Source organism: Pirellulales bacterium (assembly GCA_019694455.1).
Taxonomy (GTDB): Bacteria; Planctomycetota; Planctomycetia; order Pirellulales; family JAEUIK01; genus JAIBBY01.
Genome location: JAIBBY010000069.1, coordinates 1 through 19605, shown reverse-complemented (window position 1 = coordinate 19605; position 19605 = coordinate 1). Strand labels below are relative to the sequence as shown.

At 64.4% G+C, this 19605-nt stretch carries 18 protein-coding genes; 3 read left to right on the top strand and 15 right to left on the bottom strand.

The features are described from left to right. Nucleotides 1-92: 92 nt before the first annotated feature. The 9 genes from K1X71_19230 to K1X71_19190 all read right to left on the bottom strand — a co-directional run bounded on the left by K1X71_19230 (nucleotide 93) and on the right by K1X71_19190 (nucleotide 10710). The gene (locus tag K1X71_19230) at nucleotides 93-1736 is read right to left on the bottom strand and encodes a hypothetical protein (GenBank protein MBX7075280.1); all 1644 of its coding nucleotides are present in this window, start codon (nucleotides 1734-1736) and stop codon (nucleotides 93-95) included. Between the two features lie 120 nt (nucleotides 1737-1856). After that, the gene (locus K1X71_19225; protein ID MBX7075279.1) at nucleotides 1857-3413 is read right to left on the bottom strand and encodes a general secretion pathway protein GspK; all 1557 of its coding nucleotides are present in this window, start codon (nucleotides 3411-3413) and stop codon (nucleotides 1857-1859) included. Further along, nucleotides 3410-4654 carry a prepilin-type N-terminal cleavage/methylation domain-containing protein gene (locus K1X71_19220; GenBank protein ID MBX7075278.1) on the bottom strand — a complete coding sequence of 415 codons (1245 nt, stop codon included), beginning with the start codon at nucleotides 4652-4654 and terminating at the stop codon, nucleotides 3410-3412. The genes K1X71_19225 and K1X71_19220 overlap by 4 nt, the downstream gene beginning before the upstream one ends. Beyond that, nucleotides 4651-5136: a prepilin-type N-terminal cleavage/methylation domain-containing protein gene (locus K1X71_19215; protein ID MBX7075277.1), complete on the bottom strand. Its 486-nt coding sequence runs from the start codon at nucleotides 5134-5136 to the stop codon at nucleotides 4651-4653. The genes K1X71_19220 and K1X71_19215 overlap by 4 nt, the downstream gene beginning before the upstream one ends. Next, on the bottom strand, nucleotides 5133-5918 hold the full coding sequence (locus tag K1X71_19210) for a prepilin-type N-terminal cleavage/methylation domain-containing protein (GenBank protein ID MBX7075276.1): 786 nt from the start codon (nucleotides 5916-5918) through the stop codon (nucleotides 5133-5135). The genes K1X71_19215 and K1X71_19210 overlap by 4 nt, the downstream gene beginning before the upstream one ends. Continuing rightward, entirely contained in the window at nucleotides 5915-6376 is a 462-nt protein-coding gene (gene gspG, locus K1X71_19205) for a type II secretion system major pseudopilin GspG (protein ID MBX7075275.1), read from the bottom strand. The genes K1X71_19210 and gspG overlap by 4 nt, the downstream gene beginning before the upstream one ends. A gap of 48 nt (nucleotides 6377-6424) precedes the next feature. Next, nucleotides 6425-7636 carry a type II secretion system F family protein gene (locus K1X71_19200; GenBank protein MBX7075274.1) on the bottom strand — a complete coding sequence of 404 codons (1212 nt, stop codon included), beginning with the start codon at nucleotides 7634-7636 and terminating at the stop codon, nucleotides 6425-6427. Between the two features lie 44 nt (nucleotides 7637-7680). After that, on the bottom strand, nucleotides 7681-9375 hold the full coding sequence (gene tadA / locus K1X71_19195) for a Flp pilus assembly complex ATPase component TadA (protein ID MBX7075273.1): 1695 nt from the start codon (nucleotides 9373-9375) through the stop codon (nucleotides 7681-7683). Between the two features lie 429 nt (nucleotides 9376-9804). Continuing rightward, nucleotides 9805-10710: an EamA family transporter gene (locus tag K1X71_19190; protein MBX7075272.1), complete on the bottom strand. Its 906-nt coding sequence runs from the start codon at nucleotides 10708-10710 to the stop codon at nucleotides 9805-9807. 183 nt (nucleotides 10711-10893) lie between these two features. Here K1X71_19190 and K1X71_19185 point away from each other — a divergent pair, with 183 nt between their 5' ends. Next, a complete protein-coding gene (locus tag K1X71_19185; protein ID MBX7075271.1) occupies nucleotides 10894-11838 on the top strand; it encodes a DUF4349 domain-containing protein in 945 nt (314 codons plus the stop codon). Here the strand turns inward: K1X71_19185 and K1X71_19180 are convergent. Beyond that, nucleotides 11778-12617: a dockerin type I repeat-containing protein gene (locus K1X71_19180; protein MBX7075270.1), complete on the bottom strand. Its 840-nt coding sequence runs from the start codon at nucleotides 12615-12617 to the stop codon at nucleotides 11778-11780. The genes K1X71_19185 and K1X71_19180 overlap by 61 nt on opposite strands. 263 nt (nucleotides 12618-12880) lie before the next feature. On the opposite strand from K1X71_19180, the gene K1X71_19175 reads away from it, so the two are divergent. Then, complete coding sequence (locus K1X71_19175; GenBank protein ID MBX7075269.1) at nucleotides 12881-14236, top strand: neutral/alkaline non-lysosomal ceramidase N-terminal domain-containing protein; 1356 nt, start codon at nucleotides 12881-12883, stop codon at nucleotides 14234-14236. Nucleotides 14237-14240: 4 nt separating this feature from the next. Here the strand turns inward: K1X71_19175 and wrbA are convergent, their stop codons facing one another. Continuing rightward, nucleotides 14241-14852 carry an NAD(P)H:quinone oxidoreductase gene (gene wrbA, locus K1X71_19170; GenBank protein MBX7075268.1) on the bottom strand — a complete coding sequence of 204 codons (612 nt, stop codon included), beginning with the start codon at nucleotides 14850-14852 and terminating at the stop codon, nucleotides 14241-14243. Nucleotides 14853-14878: 26 nt separating this feature from the next. Continuing rightward, nucleotides 14879-16123, bottom strand: a complete 1245-nt coding sequence (locus K1X71_19165) for an FAD-binding oxidoreductase (protein ID MBX7075267.1) — start codon at nucleotides 16121-16123, stop codon at nucleotides 14879-14881. 225 nt (nucleotides 16124-16348) lie between these two features. Between K1X71_19165 and K1X71_19160 the strand changes: the two genes are divergently transcribed. Then, the gene (locus K1X71_19160) at nucleotides 16349-17062 is read left to right on the top strand and encodes an SIMPL domain-containing protein (protein ID MBX7075266.1); all 714 of its coding nucleotides are present in this window, start codon (nucleotides 16349-16351) and stop codon (nucleotides 17060-17062) included. Nucleotides 17063-17176: 114 nt separating this feature from the next. On the opposite strand, the gene K1X71_19155 is transcribed toward K1X71_19160, so the two are convergent. The 3 genes from K1X71_19155 to K1X71_19145 all read right to left on the bottom strand — a co-directional run. Beyond that, nucleotides 17177-18307: a citrate synthase gene (locus K1X71_19155; protein ID MBX7075265.1), complete on the bottom strand. Its 1131-nt coding sequence runs from the start codon at nucleotides 18305-18307 to the stop codon at nucleotides 17177-17179. Beyond that, complete coding sequence (gene prpB, locus K1X71_19150) at nucleotides 18304-19188, bottom strand: methylisocitrate lyase (GenBank protein MBX7075264.1); 885 nt, start codon at nucleotides 19186-19188, stop codon at nucleotides 18304-18306. Before prpB ends, K1X71_19155 begins: the two co-directional genes overlap by 4 nt. 80 nt (nucleotides 19189-19268) lie before the next feature. After that, the coding region (locus K1X71_19145) for a hypothetical protein (protein MBX7075263.1) at nucleotides 19269-19605 on the bottom strand (337 nt) is incomplete at its 5' end.

Genomic DNA, 19605 nt, shown 5'->3' with positions numbered 1-19605 from the left:
CGGCGCCTGCAACAGTCGATTGAAGAGCATGTGACCCAGGTAGCCGGCGACCATCACCCCGACGATCACCATCAATAGCCGTTCGCGCTTTTTCATGGCGCCCCCTCCTCAACCGCCAGCGGTTTGGCGCCGCGCTCGCGCTGCGCCACGCGCGATGGGCCGGCCTGAGCGGCCGGTCGTTTGCCCTTGGCCGGCTTCGACTCAGGCGTCTTGGCGGGCTCCTTGGCCTGCGGCTTAGGATCGCCCGCCGGCGCTCCTGTCTGAATCCCGCTCAAATGGCTCTCGTAGCTGCTCTTGTCGCGGGCTCCGACTAGCAGCGACGAGTCGAACTTCCAGGTATGGGCCGTGCCTTGCACGCTTTCTTGCACCCGCTTGGTGCGGACCTCGTGAAACTCGTCGCGCAGATTGCCCTCCATCTCGCCGACGATCGACGGATCGCGGACTAGTCCTTCCAACTCGATGGCGCCGCCCCCTCCGGTCTTGCTACCCAGCGACATGCGCAACAGCACCGCGTCGCGCGGTTTGGGAAACCGCAGCGAAAGATCGCGCAGTTCGTCGAGCCAAACAATATCGCCGGCCAGCCATTCGTCGATGACGGCCACGGCCGCTTCTTTCTCGGCGGCCCGCTTGACGTTCTTGTCGAGATCGCGCGATTGCTTTTCCAGGCTGCTGATTTGTTTGCCGACTTCGGAGAATTGTCCCCAGGCGAAGTAACCTCCGGTAGCCGCGATCAACAGCCCGGCCGCCGCGGCCACCATCGCCAACTTCTTGCGACTCACCGGCTCCGGCGGCTTGTGTGGATGCAGGAAGTCGATCGCGTGCGCGCTGGCGGCCTCGTCGACCAGCATGCCCAACAGCGCCGTGAAGCGGCCCGGATTGGCGGGCAGGTCGCGCTCCAGCGCGCCAGCCAGTTTGAGCCCATCGAACGGCTGAAACACCTCGGCCGCCAGCGACAGCTCGTCTTGAATCAAGGTCACCAGCTCGCGATGCTCGCGCGGCTCGCCGCTGATGTAAACCGCGGTCACCGGTCCGCCACCCGGCTGGTTTTGCACCGCGAAGATCGTCCGCCGAATCTCCGACAAGAGCGGCGTCTCGGGCGATTCGCCTTCGGCCGGTTTCGGCAACCGCACCGTGCGGCAAAGCAGCGCCTGGCCGTCGACCAGCACCGTCAGGTCGGTGTCTTCCCCCAGGGTGTTGACCAACAGCGAAACCTGCTCGCGCGGTCGCATTTGCCGAGAAAGGTGCCCGCCAGCGGCGTGCGGCCGCACCAAGAGCCGTGTTGGCTTAATGCCCGCGGCCGCGCAAACGGCCTGCATTTGTTCAAACTGTTCACGCCCCAGCGATGCGGCCAGCACGGTGCGCGGCTCGCCCGGCGCGCCGGCCAGCGGCAGATAGTCGAGCAAGGCCCCCTCGGTGTAGCTGGCTAGTTCGCTGCGAGCCTGATAGCGCACGGCGTCGGGTAGTTCGTCGTCGGACAGGGGGGGCAAGCTCAAATGCGCCAGCTCGATGTTCGAGCGGCTTACGCCCAACAGCGCCTGCCCTTGATAGGCCCGCGCCTCTTTCAGGCCGTCGCGAATCGCCTCGCCCAGCGCGGCCGCGCTCAAGCGTTCGCCATCTTCCGGCTGCGGCAAGGGGATGGAACCTGCTTGCTCGACGACCAGCTTGGCGCGCGCGGTCGTCGCCACCACATAACGGGCTTCTTGAAGGTCCCATTCAATGGCCAGCAATCGCGGCATTGTGGTTCTCCTGCTCCTGGGGGGGTGTGGCCTCGCGCCTGCATGCAGCGGGGCAGCCGTCGCGGATTCCATTCCGACTGGGTTGGCGCTGACTGGCCGGTGCGTGCCAGTCGATCGCCGTTATGGGGTGGGAGTGTTGGGGCGTGAATTCGTGGCGAGATTGTTCCCTAGCAGTTCGTAGTCGTATCCTCGACCGAGCCGCTCCAGGTCTATCCAGGATACCAGCCGCGCGCGCCCCTCGGTAGCATCGAGCACAAACTCGGCCCGACAAATTGGCCCATCTGCAAGATAGCCAATGGTTTGCGCTCGAAATACATCTCCGCCAGCGGTCAAAAACTTGGCTAATTGCTTCATTTGTTCCAGATCAACGAGCCCCTCGGTAAGCAGCCAAGTCACATGCCGACGTTCTTCGCTGATCGCCTCTGGCTCGCGACCGCGCTTGGAGATGATGTCTTCCACCAAGCCGGCGCCAATGCCGGGCACGCACATCAGCACCTCGCGCGGCGCCTCGTTCACGTTGATCCGCCCCACGACCCGACCGCCGGCAGTCGTGGTCAGGTCGGATAGCCGCGGCAAATACTCTTGCATGGCGGCGCGCTCATTGGCGAACGGAGAGGGGAGCACTAGCGGCGGCAAGTTGGGATGCGCCACCTGCACCCGAGCGGCAATCAGATCGAGCACCGACTCGATCCGAAACTTGGCCGGCAACTCAAGATCGGGGGGAAGCGGTTGACCATCACTGTTGGCCGCAGAGCCGGCATAGGGGCCAAACTGCCGATAGGCCACGATGAATGTCGCCGCTTCCTGATCGAGCGCGCGCAGCAGGTCGTCGTATAACTTCTTGAGATCGTCGCTATTGAGATCGATCTTCGCTTGCCCCGCCGCCGCGCCCCCCTCGGCGCTGGCCAGCGTGAGATACGCCGCCCAGCCAAAGGGGCCGGAGGACTTTTGTTGGTCGCGCGCGGGGTCGGCCAGGTCGAGCTCATGCGCATCGACATAGCCGTTGCGGTTGCGGTCTTCGCCGTAGAGCAGCGCCCGCGTCACGCCGCGCACCCACAATAGTTCGTCCAATGTGGCTGGCACGCGGTTAGGCGGGCTGTATGCCGGCTCTAGCTTGTCGTAGTGCTCACTCTCCGCCCCAAACTCGCGCGGCGCGTCGTCCGCGTCGATCCAATCCAAGATTGCGTCGGCCAGGTCTTCGGTCATGGCGGGCAAGTTCAACAGCGCGGCGCGGGCCGCGCCAGGCTGCGCGGCCTCCCAGTCGAGCAGCGTCGCTAAATTCAGGCGCGACGATTCCGTCGCCAAGCCAAAACGCAGCTTCGGCGGCGTCTCTTCCACGCGCGGCGGCGCGATCAATGTCACCCGCCCGACGCGCTCTCCGGCCTCTCCCCCCATCACCAACACGCCTTGAAAGCGCTCCGGATTTTGCAGATGGCCGCCAAACTCCTGCCGCTCCTTGGCCGGCAACGAAAGGTAGGCGCTGGCCAACTCGACCCCCGACTGCGCCAATGCCCGCGCTTGGACACTTTCGCCCTGCAAGCGCGCGGCCTTGTGCTCGGCGAGCATCAACTCGCTAAAGGCGTAGCCGCCAAAACTGAGCATCGCAATGACAATGAGCACCACCACCAGCACAAACCCGCCGCGCGGCTGACGGGCAGGCGAGACTTTATCGTTCATAGCCCCCCCTCTCGATAGTTGCGCGACGGCAGTTTGGGAGGCGGCGTCACCGGAGGCAAGGGGTGCGCGGGCGGGGTGGCCGGCTGCACTGCCGGTGTTGGCGCGGCGGGATTCGGCAACGCAGTGGAGGCAGGCGGCGCTTTGGCGGGTGTGGTCGGCAACAGCACGACGAGTCGAAAGTCTGGGCGAATCTCTTCTGTCGGCTCCTCGGTAATTGGCAGCGCGGATTCAACGGCCGAAGTCTCTTTTCGCAACAAGAGCGAAATCTCCACAGCAGCGGGGAGCCCACCGCGCTCGGCGCTGTTCCAGGCGTCGTGCCACGCGCCATCGGCCAGATAGCGAAATCGCAGGCCTTGCACCTCGGTCGCCATAATCAGCGCCGGATCGGTTCGCTGCTCCTCCGCCGGCATCTCAGCGCGGTCGAACCAGATTTGCCATTGGTCTTCATCGGTGGCGCCTTCGGCGGCCAGCGCGGCGTTGGGACTGTTCTCCAAACTGGGTGGCCGCAGCCAAGCCCCATCGTGCTGCAGTAGTGCATCGCCTTGCGGCATCTCGGCCATGGTCGTCGCCGGCTGCTCGCCGGCGCCCTGCGCCAGCCAGTAAAAAACGGTCGTCAAGTCGTCTGGCAGACGCACCTGCGTCTCCGAGACGCCATCACTTACATCCAACAGGTCGGGCGCATCGCTGGGCTGACTGACGCGCAGGCGAAGCTGCCGCGATGTGCCCACCAAACTGGCCAGATCTTGCGGCGCCCCATGCGCGACACTTGAGCTACCAGCCATCGTCGGCGCGCCAGCCGTGGCCGAGCCTCCCGCAGGCGTGCCCAGCGGCGTCGACATGGGCGCAGGTTGCTGTGACGCCCGAGTGGATGCCGGCGCGCTGCTCGCAGTTGTTATTGGCGCTGTTGCCGTTGGCGCCGGCGCCACCCCCGTGGGACTTGTCCCGTTCGGCAATGGAGTCGCGCCGCCGGGTGTCGCTGTCAGCGGATGCAATGGATCGGCCGCTGGCGCTGCGCCGCCGCTGGTCGCCGGCGTCGGCACGTCGGGCACGGTGCGCCGCAGGTCAGTGGCGATCTTTTGCAACAGCGCTCGCACCAGTTGCGTCTGTTCGACTTCCATCCGCCCGGTGTCGAACGCCTTGAGGTGCAGACTCATCGCCGTCCACAGCCCGGCCAATAGCGCCGTCGACAATAACATGGCCAACATCACTTCGAGCAGCGTGAAACCGCGGCGCGCGATCATGGCAGCCCTCCCATTGGAGGTGGCGCAGGCGGCGAGGACGGAGGCGACGCCAGCGGATCGAGGCCGCGCATCTGCGAATCGGTTTCCGAGGGGTCGCCCGTCGCATTGGCTGGTCGCCCTTGGAACTGCCATCGCGTCAGTCGATACTCGACCGGACGGCGCTCGGGGGGCAAGTCTTGCCGTACCGTCACCACGATCGAGGTCAGCCCGGGTTGTCCCAGCGGCAGCGCGGCGACCGAGTAGAGCCAGCCCGGCGAGTCGATCAGCGGCGTTTCGGCGACTTCGGCGATCGGTTCGACGCCGGCAACAATCTCGGCCATCTTCGATTCGCAGAGCAGTTGCGCCGTCGCTTCGTCACGCGCGGCGCGCGCGCTGCGATTGCCCAGGCGGACCAACTCACCCAACACGACGATGGCGCCCATCAAGATGGCGCTGGCCAGCAGCACCTCGATGAGCGAAAACCCTCGCCGCCGCGTGTTCATGGCGCCGGCTCCGCCGCGGCTTCGTCTGGCGCCGGTTGCGTTGGCGCCAGCGGATCGTCTTCCACCAATTCCAACGGGCCAAGCACGGCGCCGCCGGTCAGTCCACGCAGGCGAACCGCGATCCGCATGCCGCGTTCATTCTGCAGCGATAGTTCGGCGTTCTGCGTCGTGCCATCGGGTTGAAACACAATCGGCGGCGCCCAGGCCTGACCAATCGCCGTCGGGTCTAGTTCCTCTTCCACGCTGGGAGGCGCGAGCGGCTGCGCGGTGGGCGCGGCGATCTGCTCCACTGGCAATTCGGCGAACTTCACTCCTTCGGGCAGTTCGAACTCGTTCCAGCGCTGCGGCTCAGCCGCTTCGGGCGCCAATTCCGTCGGCGCAGATTCACTGCCGTCGGCGGTCAAGCGCGGCCCATTGTCGTCGGCCCCTTGCGAGCCATCGGCCGGCGCGAGCAACACACGATCCACCCCCACCCGATACGTGCTGCCAGTGGGCACAAATTGAAACCGCTGTGCCTCCCCCGCCTCGATGGCGGCCAGCCGCGCGCGGGCTAGCTCCACGCGCACCTGCTTCGCTGCTGCGTGCAAGCGCTGATTGGCGAGCGGCCCGCGCAGCGCGGGCCAGCTCAATCCGCCAATCGCCACAATCAACCCCAGCACCAGCATTAGCTCGAGCAGCGTGAATCCTTGCCGGGCGCGCGGCATCGCCATGATGCGCGCCGCGTGAGCACGGCGCGCCAGCCACTGGCGCGGCGAACGAGCAGGCTTTGCGCTGGCGATCACGTTGCCGACTCGCCACCCTCTTCCGCCTCTTCCTTCCAGTTGCCAATATCGTCTTCCGTGCCGTCTTCGCCATCCGGTCCAAACGACCAGATATCGGGAAACTCCTTGTTGTGCGTCGGCGGGAAGGCGTATTGATAGTCGTGCTGCCACGGATCCTTGGGGATTTCCGAATCGAGGTACGGACCTTTCCACTGCTTGGGATTCTCCAAGTCGCCGGGCGCCTCGGTGAGACTGATGATCCCTTGTTCCGTGGTGGGATAGCTCTGCATGTCGAGCACGTACATTTCCAGCGGGCTCTTGAAGAGGCCAATTTGCGACTTGGCCGCATTGATGTTGGCCTTCTTCTGCGTGCCCATGAATCGCGGGGCCACCAGACCCAACAAGATGACGAGAATCGCCATCACCAATAGCAGCTCCATCAACGTGAAGCCGCGTCGCTGCGACGGTCGGTTTTTCATTGGTCGTTCTCCTAACAAAAAATGCGAGTTGACTGTGAACAAAACGCTCTATCCCATCGCCGCGCTCATCTGCATCACCGGCAGCAAGAGCGCGACCACCACAAACAAAATCACCACCGCCATCACCAACAGCATGGCGGGCTCCAGCAAGCGCACCATCAGGTCGAGTTGTCGCTCGGTCCGACGATCCAGGCCGTCGGCGATGCCGACCAGCACGTTTTCCAAGTTATTCGATTCTTCCGCCACGCTGATCATCTCAACCACCGTTTGCGGAAACAGCCCGCTGGCGGCCAGCGGCTTGGCCAGCGACTGGCCCGACGAGATGTTCGACCCGGCCTGTTGAATGGCGGCCGACAGCACGCGGTTGCCGGTCGAGTCGCTGCTGATCTCCAGCGACCGCAAGATCGGCACACCGTTTTGGAGCAGCGTTCCCAGCACGCGGCAAAAGCGCGACACCGCCAAGTTGAGAATGATCTTGCCCGCCACCGGCGCTTTGATGCGCAAGCCGTCCCAAAAGACGCGACCGCGATCGGTGTGCAACTGCTTGCGGGCCCAGAGGCCCAGGCCCACCAGCGCCGCCACGATAAACAAGCCGTACGCTCGCAACAGGTCGCTCAGCGACAGCAGCAGCGTGGTCGCCAACGGCAATTCTCCCTGTTGCTTGAGCCGATCGAACATCTCGGCGAATTTGGGCACGAAGAACACAATCAGCACGGTGGTCGCCGTGAAGCCGGCGATCGCCAGCAGCGTGGGATAGGTGGCTGCGCCAATCACGCGCCCCTTGAGATCCTCTTGCTGCTCGATAAAGCCCGCCGTGCGCTTGAGCACATCCTCCAAGAAGCCGCCCTCGCCGCCGGCGCGCACCATGCTCACCGTCAGTTCGGTGAACACCAGCGGATGACGGGCCAAGGCCGCGTCGAGCGTGGCGCCTTCCGCCACCTGCGCGCGCACGTCGGACAACACCTCTTTGAGCACCGGATTCGACGCCTGCTTAGACAACACGTCGAGCGAGCGCAGCATCGGCACGCCGCTGGCGAGCAAGTCGCCCATTTGCGCCAGCGTCATCGCCAGCATCTGCGGCTTGACCCGCTTTGCCTTGCCGCCGGTCCACGCGCGGGCCGGCTTGCCCGCTGTCACCTTCACCGGAAACAGCGCGCGCTCTCCCAGATGCGCCAGCACCTCGCGCTCGCTTTGCGCGGTCAAGGCGCCAGTGATCTCCTGGCCGGAGGCGTTGCGGGCGATGTAAGCAAACTCTGGCATGCGGAAGCGGCGCCACAGGGGCGCGTTGGAAAAAGCGAAACAGGTCAATCGGCCTTGGCCACGCGCATCGTCTCGTCGACGCTGGTGCGCCCCTCGAGCACTTTGCGCCAGCCGTTTTGGCGTAACGTCTTCATACCGCCGCGCACGGCGGCGGCCTTGAGTTTTTGCGAACTGATCCGCTCGTTGGCCAAAGAGCGAATTTCGTCGTTGGTCACCAGCAATTCATACAGGCCCACGCGGCCGGCATAGCCCGTGCCGCGACACTCTTTGCAGCCCACCGGGGCGAAGATCGGCTCGCCGCGCTGGTGGTATTCGTCCCAAGGAAAATCGGCGGGCAGACTATCGGCGTCGATCGTCTGCGGCTGTTTGCAGTGCTTGCAGAGCGTGCGCACCAGGCGCTGCGCCATCACCCCTTCCACGGTGCTGGCGACCAGAAACGGCTCGACTCCCATATCGGACAGTCGCATGTAGGCGCCGGCCGCGTCGTTGGTGTGCAGCGTGCTGAACACCAAATGCCCCGTGAGCGACGCCTGCACGGCGTTCTCGGCCGTTTCCAAATCGCGGATTTCGCCCACCAGCACCACGTCGGGATCGTGCCGCAAAATGCCGCGCAGCGACGCGGCGAACGTCAGACCGATTTTGGTATGCACCTGAATCTGATTGATGCCCGGCAGTTGATACTCAACCGGGTCCTCGGTGGTGATGATCTTGGTGCCTTCGCTTTTGATCTCATTGAGGGCGCTATAGAGGGTGGTCGTCTTGCCAGAGCCGGTGGGGCCGGTGACCAGCACAATGCCGTGCGGCAGTTTGATCAACTCGGCGAACTGCAAATAAATGTCTTCATCCATGCCGATGCCGCGCAGGCTGAACGACATCCGATCCTTGTCGAGCACGCGCATGACGATGCTCTCGCCGTGCAGCATTGGGATGATCGACACGCGCACGTCCACCTCGCGCCCGGCCACCTTCAGCTTGATGCGCCCGTCTTGCGGCAACCGTTTTTCGGCGATGTTCAAGTGCGCCATGATCTTCAAGCGACTCACGATCGACGCTTGAAAATGATTGATCTCCGGCGGCGCGGGCTGCGTTTGCAGCACGCCGTCGATGCGGTAGCGAATCTTCATGCCGGCGGCCTGCGCCTCGATGTGGATATCGCTGGCGCGCGCCTGCACCGCCTCGACCAGAATCTCGTTCACCAACCGCACCACCGACGCTTCTTGCGCGGCTTGGCCTTCTTCCGAGCCGTCTAGCTCCAGCTCTTCCAGCACCTCCACCTGGCCCTGTTCGAGCCGCTGCGCGAGCAGCCCTTCGATCGTTTCGCCTGCCAGACCCAGGTGCGTCTTGACGAGCTTGGCGATCTCGTCCGACACGGCCAAGGCGGGCAAGATGCTCTGGCCGGCGGCGGCAGCCGCTTCGTCCAAGGCGTACAGATCGAAGGGATCACTGGTGGCGACCACCAGCGACTCCCCCTCGGCGCGCAGTGGGAAAATAGCGTGACGATGGATCAACTTGGCCGGAAAGCTGGTCAACAGCTCCAAGTTGACTTCGTAGGTGCGCAGGTCGACAAACTCAAAGCCCAGCGCGTCGGCCAGGGCCTCCAGCGCCTGCTGCTCGGTGACAAACCCCAGTTGCACCGCGGCCTGATCGAGGCGCGCCGCGGCGCCTTGCGAGTCGCGCGCAATCTGAAGCTGGCGCTGGTCCAGCAGACCTTTCGAAAGCAATATTTCGCCGGCTTCCATAGTCGAATCGCGCACGGTGGGCAGGGTTGGGAAGGGCGCGGTCGTCGCGGCACGAGTTGGCCGTCTGGGGGGCGTGCTGCTCGCGGTCGCTTCACGACGAGGCGCAAAGACAACGGATCGACAACTTTATTCAGGCAGGCGTGGCAGGTTGGGGGGGTAGGTTGGTCGTGCGGCGCGTTCCCTCCTGGAATGCGCTACCGTTGCGCCAGAACCTGTGGCGGCACAACGCATGCAGCCTAATTGATGAATGAGCGGCCAGTCAACCCAATTCGGCCCTATTCGCCACGTAGCGACTGGACCGTAACATCCACAATTAAAAGCACTTGCGCCAATATTGCGCGCCAATGATTAGCAAAGGCAACTCGCGATTGCCCCCGCTTGGTACGAATTCTGTCCATTTATATAGGCGCGACGGTGTCCCCATCGGCTTTACGCGGACAACGGCGCCGGCTCGTCGGGCAAGGCGTCGGCCGCTGGCGCCGGCTGACTGTAGCGGATGGCGAGCCCAACCAGGATCAGCCCGCCTCCCAGCACGGTCCACCAGGCCGGGCGCTGCCCCCAGGCCAGATAGACCCAGAGCGGAATCAACAGCGGCTCCAACATGCCGATGCCGGTCGCCTCGTGGCCGGCGATCCGCCGCAGCCCCTGAGTGAACAGCACATACGGCAACCCCATCTGCAGGATGCCCAGCCCCGCCAGTAGCGCCCATTGAATGCCGCTGGGAACATGGTCGCCCTTCAGCGCCCACGGCGCGAGCACGGCCACGGTGACCAGATGATTGAGCGCCGAGAGCCAAACCGGGTGGAATGCCCGCAACTGCCGCAGCGACAGCACCACACCGGCATAAAAGAAGCCGGACGCCAAACCCCAGCCCGAGGCCGCCAGATCGGCGCCACGCGACTCGTAGAACAAGATCACGCCAACACCCGCCGCCACAAACGCCACCAGCAGCCAATCGCGCCAAATGGCGCGCTCGCCAAACACGAACACTCCCACCAGCAGCACCCACACCGGCGCGGTGCATTGCAGCCAAATGGCGTTCGCCGCCGAACCCTCGGCCATGGCCGACAGGTACGCGTAATTCATGCCCGCGAACAGCGCGGTCATCGGCAGCAGCTTCCAACTCCAGCGCGCCTGGCGCACCAGCGGCAACAGCACCACGCAGGCGAACAGCGCGCGCCAGAACGCCAGCACAGGTCCCGGCCAGCCCGCAAAGTAGGGCGCCTTCACAAACAGGCCGCTGGTGCTCCACAAGATGGCGGCCGACAGCACCAACCCGCGCGCTTGCCAACGGGCGGCCTCTGGCTGCTTGTCGGCGATTTCATTCAAGTCCATGGTGACAGCGCCGCGGAATATTTGTTCGCCCGGCGCCATCTTATAGATAGCGAGCCGGCCGCGACATGGCGCCAACAATCGCTACCTTGGTTCCGCGCCGCGGAACTTTCGCCCGGCTCGCCGCGTCGAACTCACATAGCGGCGCCCATGGCGGACGCCGCGACTCTCGCGGAGCGCCGTTTTATGTACCCCATTGGTGATCTTCTGGATCGTCGTTTTGTGCTGCTACTGTTGCCGCTAGTCGCGCTGGCAGGTTGTTCCCAACAAATGGTCGATGTCGAACCACCCACGCGCGAGGCGCTGGCCTCCAAGGAGGCGTATCAGGCCGCACCGCAATCGGCGGCCGCTCCGCGCGACGAGTCACAAACCGGCGGTATCCCCGGCGACGGAATGACTGGGGGCGGCGCGGCGAGCACTGCCACTGGCCTAGCTCGCAAAATCATCTACTCCGCCAACATCGAGCTAGTCGTCGAGAACCTCACTGGCGTGCCGCAGCGCGTGATCGATCTGGTCAAGCAGCACGACGGCTATGTCGCCGATTCGCGCCAAAGCGGTGAGACGGGCGCCAATCGCCAGGCGTTCTGGAAGGTTCGGATACCGGTCGCCCGCTTCGAAGAGTTTTGCAACGCCGCCAAGGGGATGGGCGAATTGGTCAGCGCGGGCGTCTCATCGCAAGACGCCAGTGAGGAGTATTACGACGTCGAAGCGCGGATTCGCAACAAGACCAAAGAAGAAGCACGCCTGCTCACGCTGCTCGAAGAGCGGCCGGGCAAGTTGGAAGACGTGATCGCCATCGAGCGCGAGCTGTCGCGCGTGCGCGAGGAGTTGGAACGGATGCAAGGCCGCATGCGCGTGCTCACCGATCTGGTGTCGCTAACGACGGTTTCGATCACCATCCAAGAGATTCGCGACTATCAGCCGCCGCAGGCGCCGACGTTCGCCACTCGTATTCGTCGCGCGCTGGAGGGTTCGCTCGCGCTGCTCAAATCGACGGCCGAAGGGGGACTCATCGCCCTAGTCGCCGTGCTGCCGTGGATCGCAGTCACTTCGGTCGGTAGCGCGGCGCTTTACACGGCGCTGCGACTGGCGCTACGAGCCTTTCGCCGCCGCCGAGCGCTGACCGCGTGAACGCAAGCGACCAGACACCCCGCGGCCACTAGCGATTGCGCGGCCGGCTCGGGCACGGCAATCGCCGCCGTTGCGACCGGCTGAAAGTTGTCTGCCCATAGGGTGTAGTCGGCGCCATCCGTCACTCCGTCTCCATTGAAATCAGCATCGGTCCAAGACCGACCGGTGAGCTGAAAGTTGTCTGCCCAAATAGTGTAGTCGCTGCCATTGACGAAACCATCGAAGTTGGCATCGCCCGGCAGGCCGACGACACCGGTCTGGCCAGCGAAGCTCACCGCGTTTTGCCCGACAAGTTGCGAGATCACCGCTCCATAGACAGGGCTACCAGACGCGGCCTGTCCCCAACTCAACTTCGTTGTCCACAAGCCGGCGGCTGTCTCGAAACTGAGCAGTTCCACCGGCCCCCCCTCATGGAGAATGATGCTGCCAAAGGAAGCAAAGAGTGTGGTCACACCTTCATCCGTACTGCTCCAAAGTCCGTTGGTGATGGTCCCGGCAAAGGGATTGTTGCCGGGATTTGGAGTGTCCCAGATCGTTGAGTTGACGGTGGTTGCTGAAACTGGCGGGAACTGGACCAGCACCGCGATTTCAACGGCTAGCGGGCTTCCTCCGGTATACAGCGTTTCGTCGGGGTCGATGAATAGCGACCACTTGCGGTTGCCGGACAAAGCGTCGCCCATGAATTCGAGCTTCGCGGTTGGCGCCGCCTGGCAAATTCCGGCGAGCAGCGTTAGGCACAACAGGGCGTACACGAACGCTAGTGCGCAGGATCGGTGCATAGTTCACACCGGCCGCAAATTGGTCCATTTGGACCTGACTTAGTTTGAGCCACGCGCCGGCATTGTAGTCCCAATCATTACACTTTGCACGGAGCCTGCGAAATAGTTGCAATATTGGCTGAGAAGTGGCCAACCACGGTCATAGGCGAAAGTGGCCATCCTGCCTTCAAGGTATAAGCTTAGGCGCGGCGGTAATGTGGTCTCCAGGCCGCGGTGCTATGATGCGTCGAAAGGTTCCGTCACCCATCGAGAAGTCTTCCGCTATGAAAACCTTTCGCGCCGGCGCCGCCACCAGCAACATCACCCCGCCGATCGGCACGTCGCTCAACGGCGGCATGCACGACCGAGCGGCGACCCACATTCACGACGAACTGCACGCCCGCGCGTTGGTGCTTGACGACGGCGACGATCGGCTGGCCCTGGTCGTTTGCGATAGCTGCATGCTCCCCGGCGCCGTCATCGAAGCGGGCAAGCACCATGCTCACGAACTGTGCGGGATGCCGCTCGATCGCATCCTGGTGTCGGCCACGCACACGCATAGCGCGCCGACCGCCGCGCCGGTGTTTCAAAGCGAGCCGTCGGAGGAGTATTTGGAGTTTCTGGCGCTGCGGATCGGGGACGGCATCGCCCGCGCCGTCAACAACCTGGCGCCGGCCAAGATCGGCTGGGGCCGCGCCGAACTGGCGGATCAGGTGTTCAACCGCCGCTGGAAGATGAAGTCGGGGGTCATACCGCCCAACCCGTTCGGCCAGACCGATCAGGTGCAGATGAACCCGGGGGTCGGCAGCCCCAACCTCGTCGAGCCAGCAGGACCGACCGATCCGGAGATTTCTTTCATCGCGCTCAAGGGCACCGACGATCAACCGTTGGCGCTATTCGCCAACTACTCGCTGCACTATGCGGGGGACGTGCCGGGCACGTACGTCTCGGCCGATTACTACGGCGCGTTCGCCAACCGCATCCGCCATCGACTGGCCGCCGAGCATCGCGATCCGCCGTTTGTCGGCATCATGTCCAATGGCACGAGCGGCAATATTAACAACATCAATTTTCGCGAGGCGCGACCGCAGCAGCCCCCCTACGGACAACTGATGATGGTGGCCGATCGCGCCGCCGAGAAAGTGGCCGCGGCCTATCAAAGCGTGCAGTTCCACGACCACGCCGCGCTCGATAGCCGCGAGGCGCGGCTGACGCTCGGCCGCCGGCTGCCGACCACCGACGACGTGAAGCGCGCCCAGTTCATTTTGTCGCAGGCCAAGGGCGAACAACTGGGCACGCTGGAAGAAATTTACGCCGGCGAAACCGTGGCCATGAAGGATCTGCCGCCGACCATCGACCTGCCGGTGCAAGCGCTGCGGATTGGCGAACTGGGCATCGCCGCCATCCCGTGCGAGGTGTTTGTCGAGACCGGACTGGCCATCAAGGCCGAAAGCCCGCTCAAGCCCACCTTCGTCATTTCGTTGGCCAACGACTACGCGGGCTATTTGCCGACGCCGGAGCATCACGCGCTGGGGGGTTACGAAACGTGGCGTGCGCGGTCCAGCTTTCTGGCCGTCGACGCCGAACCAAAGATCCGCGCGCAGGCGCTGGCGCTGTTGGGCGAAATGGCCAAACTGTAACGGTTCAGCCCACTAGCCGCTTGGTGATCTCGGCAACGTGCCGGCCCTGAAACCGCGCGATGCTTAGTTCGTTCTCGCTCGGCTGGCGGCTGCCATCGGCGCCGGCGAGCGTGGTGGCGCCATAAGGGGTGCCGCCGGTGATCTCGTTCATGTTCGATAGTCCCGGCTCGGAATAGGGCACGCCCACCACGATCATGCCGTGATGCAATAGCGTGGTGTGGAAGCTGGTGATGGTCGTCTCCTGGCCGCCGTGCTGCGTGCCGGTGCTGGCGAAGACGCTCCCCACCTTGCCGATCAGCTTGCCTTGCGCCCACAGGCCGCCGGTCTGATCGAGAAAGTTGCGCATTTGCGCGCACATGTTGCCAAAGCGGGTTGGCGTGCCGAACAGTATCGCGTCGGCCTCGGCCAGCCGCGCCGGATCGGCCAGCGGAATGTGCGCGAACGCGCCGCGCGCTTGCTTGGCCCCGGTTCGCTCCAAGGCGGCGTCGGGCACCAGCTCCGCCACTTGATGCAACGTCACGTCGGCGCCCGCCACGCCACGCGCTCCCTCGGCCACCGCCTCGGCCAGTTGATGCACATGCCCGTACATGCTGTAGAACACGACTTGAATCTTCATCGCGATCCTCCGCGTGGGTTAACTTTTCAAGTTGAGGAGATCGACGCCACCTTGCCGTAATACTCGGCATAGGTAGTTCGGCAGCGCGCTTTCACCACGCTTCGCTCGCGCAGTGCTTCGATCTCGGCAAAGCGATCGGCTTCGATCTGCGACACGTCGTATCGGCTGCGCCCCTCAGTCACCAGTTCGGCCATCACCAAGCCGATGATCGGGCTCTGCACGATGCCATGCCCGCAAAATCCAGTGCAGTGAAACAAGCCCGCGATCTCGGCATCGGCGCCGCAGCATGGCTGCCCGTCGGGCGTGAAGGTCATGATTCCGGTGGTGATGGTCATGGGCGTCCGCTCATTGATGAACGGAAATCGCTGCCGGGCCGCGTCGATCAGCACCGCCACGTTATATTCGTCGCGGCGCGCCCGCATCTCGGACATTTCAAAATCGTCGGGCAGCCGCTCCATGTCGTACTCGACCGGTTCGGCCTCGTAAGTGCCGACCAAGAGGCCTCCCGCCTCGGGGCGCGAGTAGATGCGGTTCTCGCGGTCGCGCACCGCGGGGCTCAGGCGGTCGACCGGTGTCTCCACCATTGGCGTCGTCGTCAGGTAATAGTGGCCAATTGCCGCCGTCGGCAACCGGGTTTGCGACCGCTCGGCCACCAGGTACGACCAGGGCCCGGCGCAATTGATCACCACTGGCGCCTCGTGCCGCTCGCCGCGAGCGATGACTCCCCGCACCGCGCCTTGTTCGACGATGGCGCGCTCGACAGGGGTATGCGTTTGAAAGGTCACACCGAGTTCTCGCGCCGCCTGCACATAGGCGGCCAGCAACTCGGCCGGCTGCAAATGGCCATCGGTGGGGCAGTAGCAGGCGTCGAGCAGATCGTCGGTGCGCATGTACGGCAACAGCCGCGCGACTTCTTGCTGGGAAATATGGTCGATTGCCAGCCCCACCTCACGCGCCATCTGCACATGCTCGCGCACCTCGCGTGCCCGCTCGGGCGTGGCCGCCACGCGCAGCGAGCCGGTTTGCACAAAGATCTGCTTGCCGGTGCGCTGTTCGAGTTCTTTCACCACCTCGATGCCGTCGCGCAGCATGGTGGTCGCCGCGCGCGTGGAGCGCAATTGCCCCAACAGTCCAGCCGCGCGTCCGGTCGATCCGGAACCGAGCATGCCCCGTTCCAGCACCAGCACACGGCGGCCGCGCTGGGCAAGTTGCAGGGCCGTGCTGGTGCCCGCCACGCCGCCCCCGACGATGATCGCGTCCCACGCAGACATACAACGAAGCTCCTGGATCGAAGTTCGCCAGCCGACTGGTGTGCCATGGCGGCGAAGGTTCAAAGTCGGCAACGAGCTTGGCTGCCGGACTTCTAGCAGAATTCGCCTTGCGGCTCAATCGTTCGGCGGCGAACGTTTCATGCCGATTTGGCGCTTGGCGCTGGCAATCGGCGCGCGATGCGATATTCTCGGAAGCAACCTCAACACCCAAAAGGGAGTCCCGCCATGAGCCGCACGGCCTGTCTCGTCTTGCTTGGCTTGCTGTTCGCCGTTGTTTCCACCTCTCGCGCACAGGATCACCAGATGCCGCCGTCGATCACAGTCACCGGACAAGCGGAAACGAGCGCTACGCCCGATGTCGCCCAGGTGACGGTGGGCGTCACCACCGAGGCCGCCTCTCCCAGCGAGGCCCTGGCAATGAACACTGACGCGATGACGCAACTAATGGAAACGCTCAAGAATTCCGGCATCGAGAAAAAATCGATCCAGACCGCGCACTTCAATGTCTCCCCCAAGTACGTCAACGAACCAAACCGAGATCCCAAGATCGTCGGCTATCAGGTCACCAATCAGGTGCGGGCAGACGTCAAGGACATTGCCAAGCTCGGCGAAGTCCTCGAAGCGGTGGTGACCAGCGGCGCCAACCGGATCGACGGCATCAACTTCCGGCTGAGCCGCCGCCGCGACGTGCTCGACGCCGCCCGCGCCGAGGCCTTGGCCGACGCCCGCCGCGCCGCGCAAACCTACGCCGCCGCCGCTGGGGTGGAACTTGGGCGGCTGCTCTCGGTGCGTGAGCAAGGCGCCGAGCCCCCCATGCCGTATGGCGGCGTTGGATTTGCCATGGCCCGCGCGGCGGTGCCGGTGGCGGCCGGCGAGGTGACGGTCACCGCCAATCTGTCGGCGACCTACGAAATTGTGTATCCCAACAAGAAGCCCTAACCGTAGCGAGCCGGCGCCGGCAATGGTTGGTGTTCGGGTTCACGCCCGCAATCAAACAAGCCCCGGGGAGCAAACCTCCTCGGGGCGGCTTTGTTTGCTGATGCAATCGCCAGTTTAGCGCTGGGCCAGCGGTATCCACTTGCGCAGCGCGGGGCCGGTGTAGCGGCTGCGCGGGCGAATCAGCCGATTGTTGTCGAGTTGTTCGATGACGTGCGCGCTCCAGCCCACGACGCGGCTGACCACGAACAGCGGCGTGTACAGGTCGACCGGCAGATTCAAATAGTGATAGAGCCGGGCGCTGGGCCAATCGAGATTCGGCGGCAGCTTTTTCTCTTCGCGCACGATTCCCTCGATCACGTCGGCCATACGCTCCATGTCTTCGTGGCCGGTCTCGCGGGCCAACTCGGCGCATAGCGTTTTGAGATACTTCGCCCGCGGATCGCCATCTTTGTAAACACGATGCCCAAAGCCCATGATCCGCGCCTTGCGCGCCAGCGCATCGCGAATCCAGCGCTCGGCGTTGTCGGCCGTGCCCACCTCGGCCAGCACCTCCATCACCCGCTCGTTGGCGCCGCCGTGCAAGGGGCCCTTGAGCGCGCCGATGGCGCCGGTGATGGCCGAGTGCAGATCGGACATGGTCGACACAATCACCCGCGCGGTGAAGGTCGACGCGTTGAACTCGTGTTCGGCGTACAAGATCAGCGAGACGTCCATCGCCTGTTCGGCGCGCTGGCTGGGCGCCTCGCCCCAGAGCATCCACAACAGGTTGCCCGCTATGGTGCGCTTCGGATCAGGGTCGATTGGCGACTTGCCGCTGCGCAGCCGATGCCGCGCGGCCAGCACGGTGGGCAGTTGAGCGAGCAATCGCTCGGCCTTGCGGAGGTTGGCGGCGTGACTGTTGTCGTTCACATCGGCGTCCCAATGCGCCAACAAGCTGGCGCCGGAGCGCATGATGTCCATGAAGCCGGCGTCGCGCGGCGCCTTGGCGAGCACGTCGATGACTTCGGCGGGGATGGTGGCCTGCTCGCCCAGCCGCTGGCGGAACGCCGCCAATTCGGCCTGCTTGGGCAGTTCGCCATACAGAATCAGATAGGCGACTTCCTCAAAGTTGGAATTTTCGCCGAGGTCCTCGACCGCATAACCGCGATACGCCAGTCCGCCCGCTAGCGTGCTGACCGCCGTCTCTCCCGCGACGACCCCTTCTAACCCGGGGCTGTAGATTTCTTGCGTGGCCGAATCGCTCATGTGTTGTCTCCGCGGAAGTAGGCGCGATCGCGCGCTTCGTAACCTGTGTATCCCAATAGATCGTACAGTTCTTGCCGGCTCTGCATCTGGCCGAGCAGGCCTTGTTGCGTGCCGTCGCTGCGAATCGTCGCCAGCGCATCGGCCACCGCTTTCATCGCGATGCGGAACAAGGTCACCGGATACAGCACGCCGGCGTACCGTAGCGCGGAAAGCTCTTCCAGCTTGAGCAACTCGCTCTTGCCGAACTCCGTCATGTTGGCCACGAGCGGCGCCGGCACGGCCTGGGCGAAGCGGGCGAACTCGTCGCGGTTGGCCAGCGCCTCCGGAAAGATCCAATCGGCCCCGGCGTCCAGATAGCGCTTGGCCCGCTCCACCGCGTCGTCAAAGCTGGTGACGCCGCGCGCGTCGGTGCGGGCCAGAATCACCAGGTCGGCGTCCTGGCGCGCCGCGGCCGCCGCGCGAATCTTGGCGCACATTTCCTCTGGCTCGACCAGGCTCTTGCCAGACAGATGCCCGCAGCGCTTTGGCAACCGCTGATCCTCTAGTTGAATGGCCGCGGCACCGGCGGCCTCGAGCTCGATCGTGGTGCGCTCGACATTCACCGCCTCGCCAAACCCGGTGTCGGCGTCGACGATCAACGGGACTGGCGTGCGGCGCGTGATTAGCGCGGTCTGCTGCGCCAGCTCTGTAAGGGTGAACAGCCCAATATCCGGCAGCGCGAACACGCCGGCCGAGAAGGCCGCCCCCGACAGGTACATGGCCCGGTAGCCCGCCTCCTCGATCAGCCGCGCCGCGGCGGCGTTGAAGGCGCCCGGTATGGCGAGCGTCCCCTCCGCGGCGGCGTCGCGCAACCGGCGTCCTGGACTCGGCTGGCTGGGCAAAGCGGTTACCTCACGGCAAGTTGGCGGTGACAAACCTGAAATATAGAGATCGCCACGCCCGCCCGCAAACCGCACAGGTTTTAGTTAATCATCCGCTCGCGCCCTTCCCAGAACGGCGCGCGCAGCTCGCGTTTCAAGATCTTGCCCGCGCCGCTCTTGGGTAGCTCGCGGTCGACAAAGCTCACGCTCTTGGGGCATTTGTAGTTGGCGATCAACGCATGGCAGTGATGCACCAGCTCCTCGTCCGACGCGGTGCGCCCCGACTTCAGGAACACCACAGCATGCACGGCTTCCCCCCAGCGGTCGTCGGGGATGCCGATCACCGCGGCCTCCAGCACCGACGGATGCTCGTAGAGCGCGGCCTCCACCTCGACCGAGTAGATGTTCTCGCCGCCGCTCACGATCATGTCTTTCGTG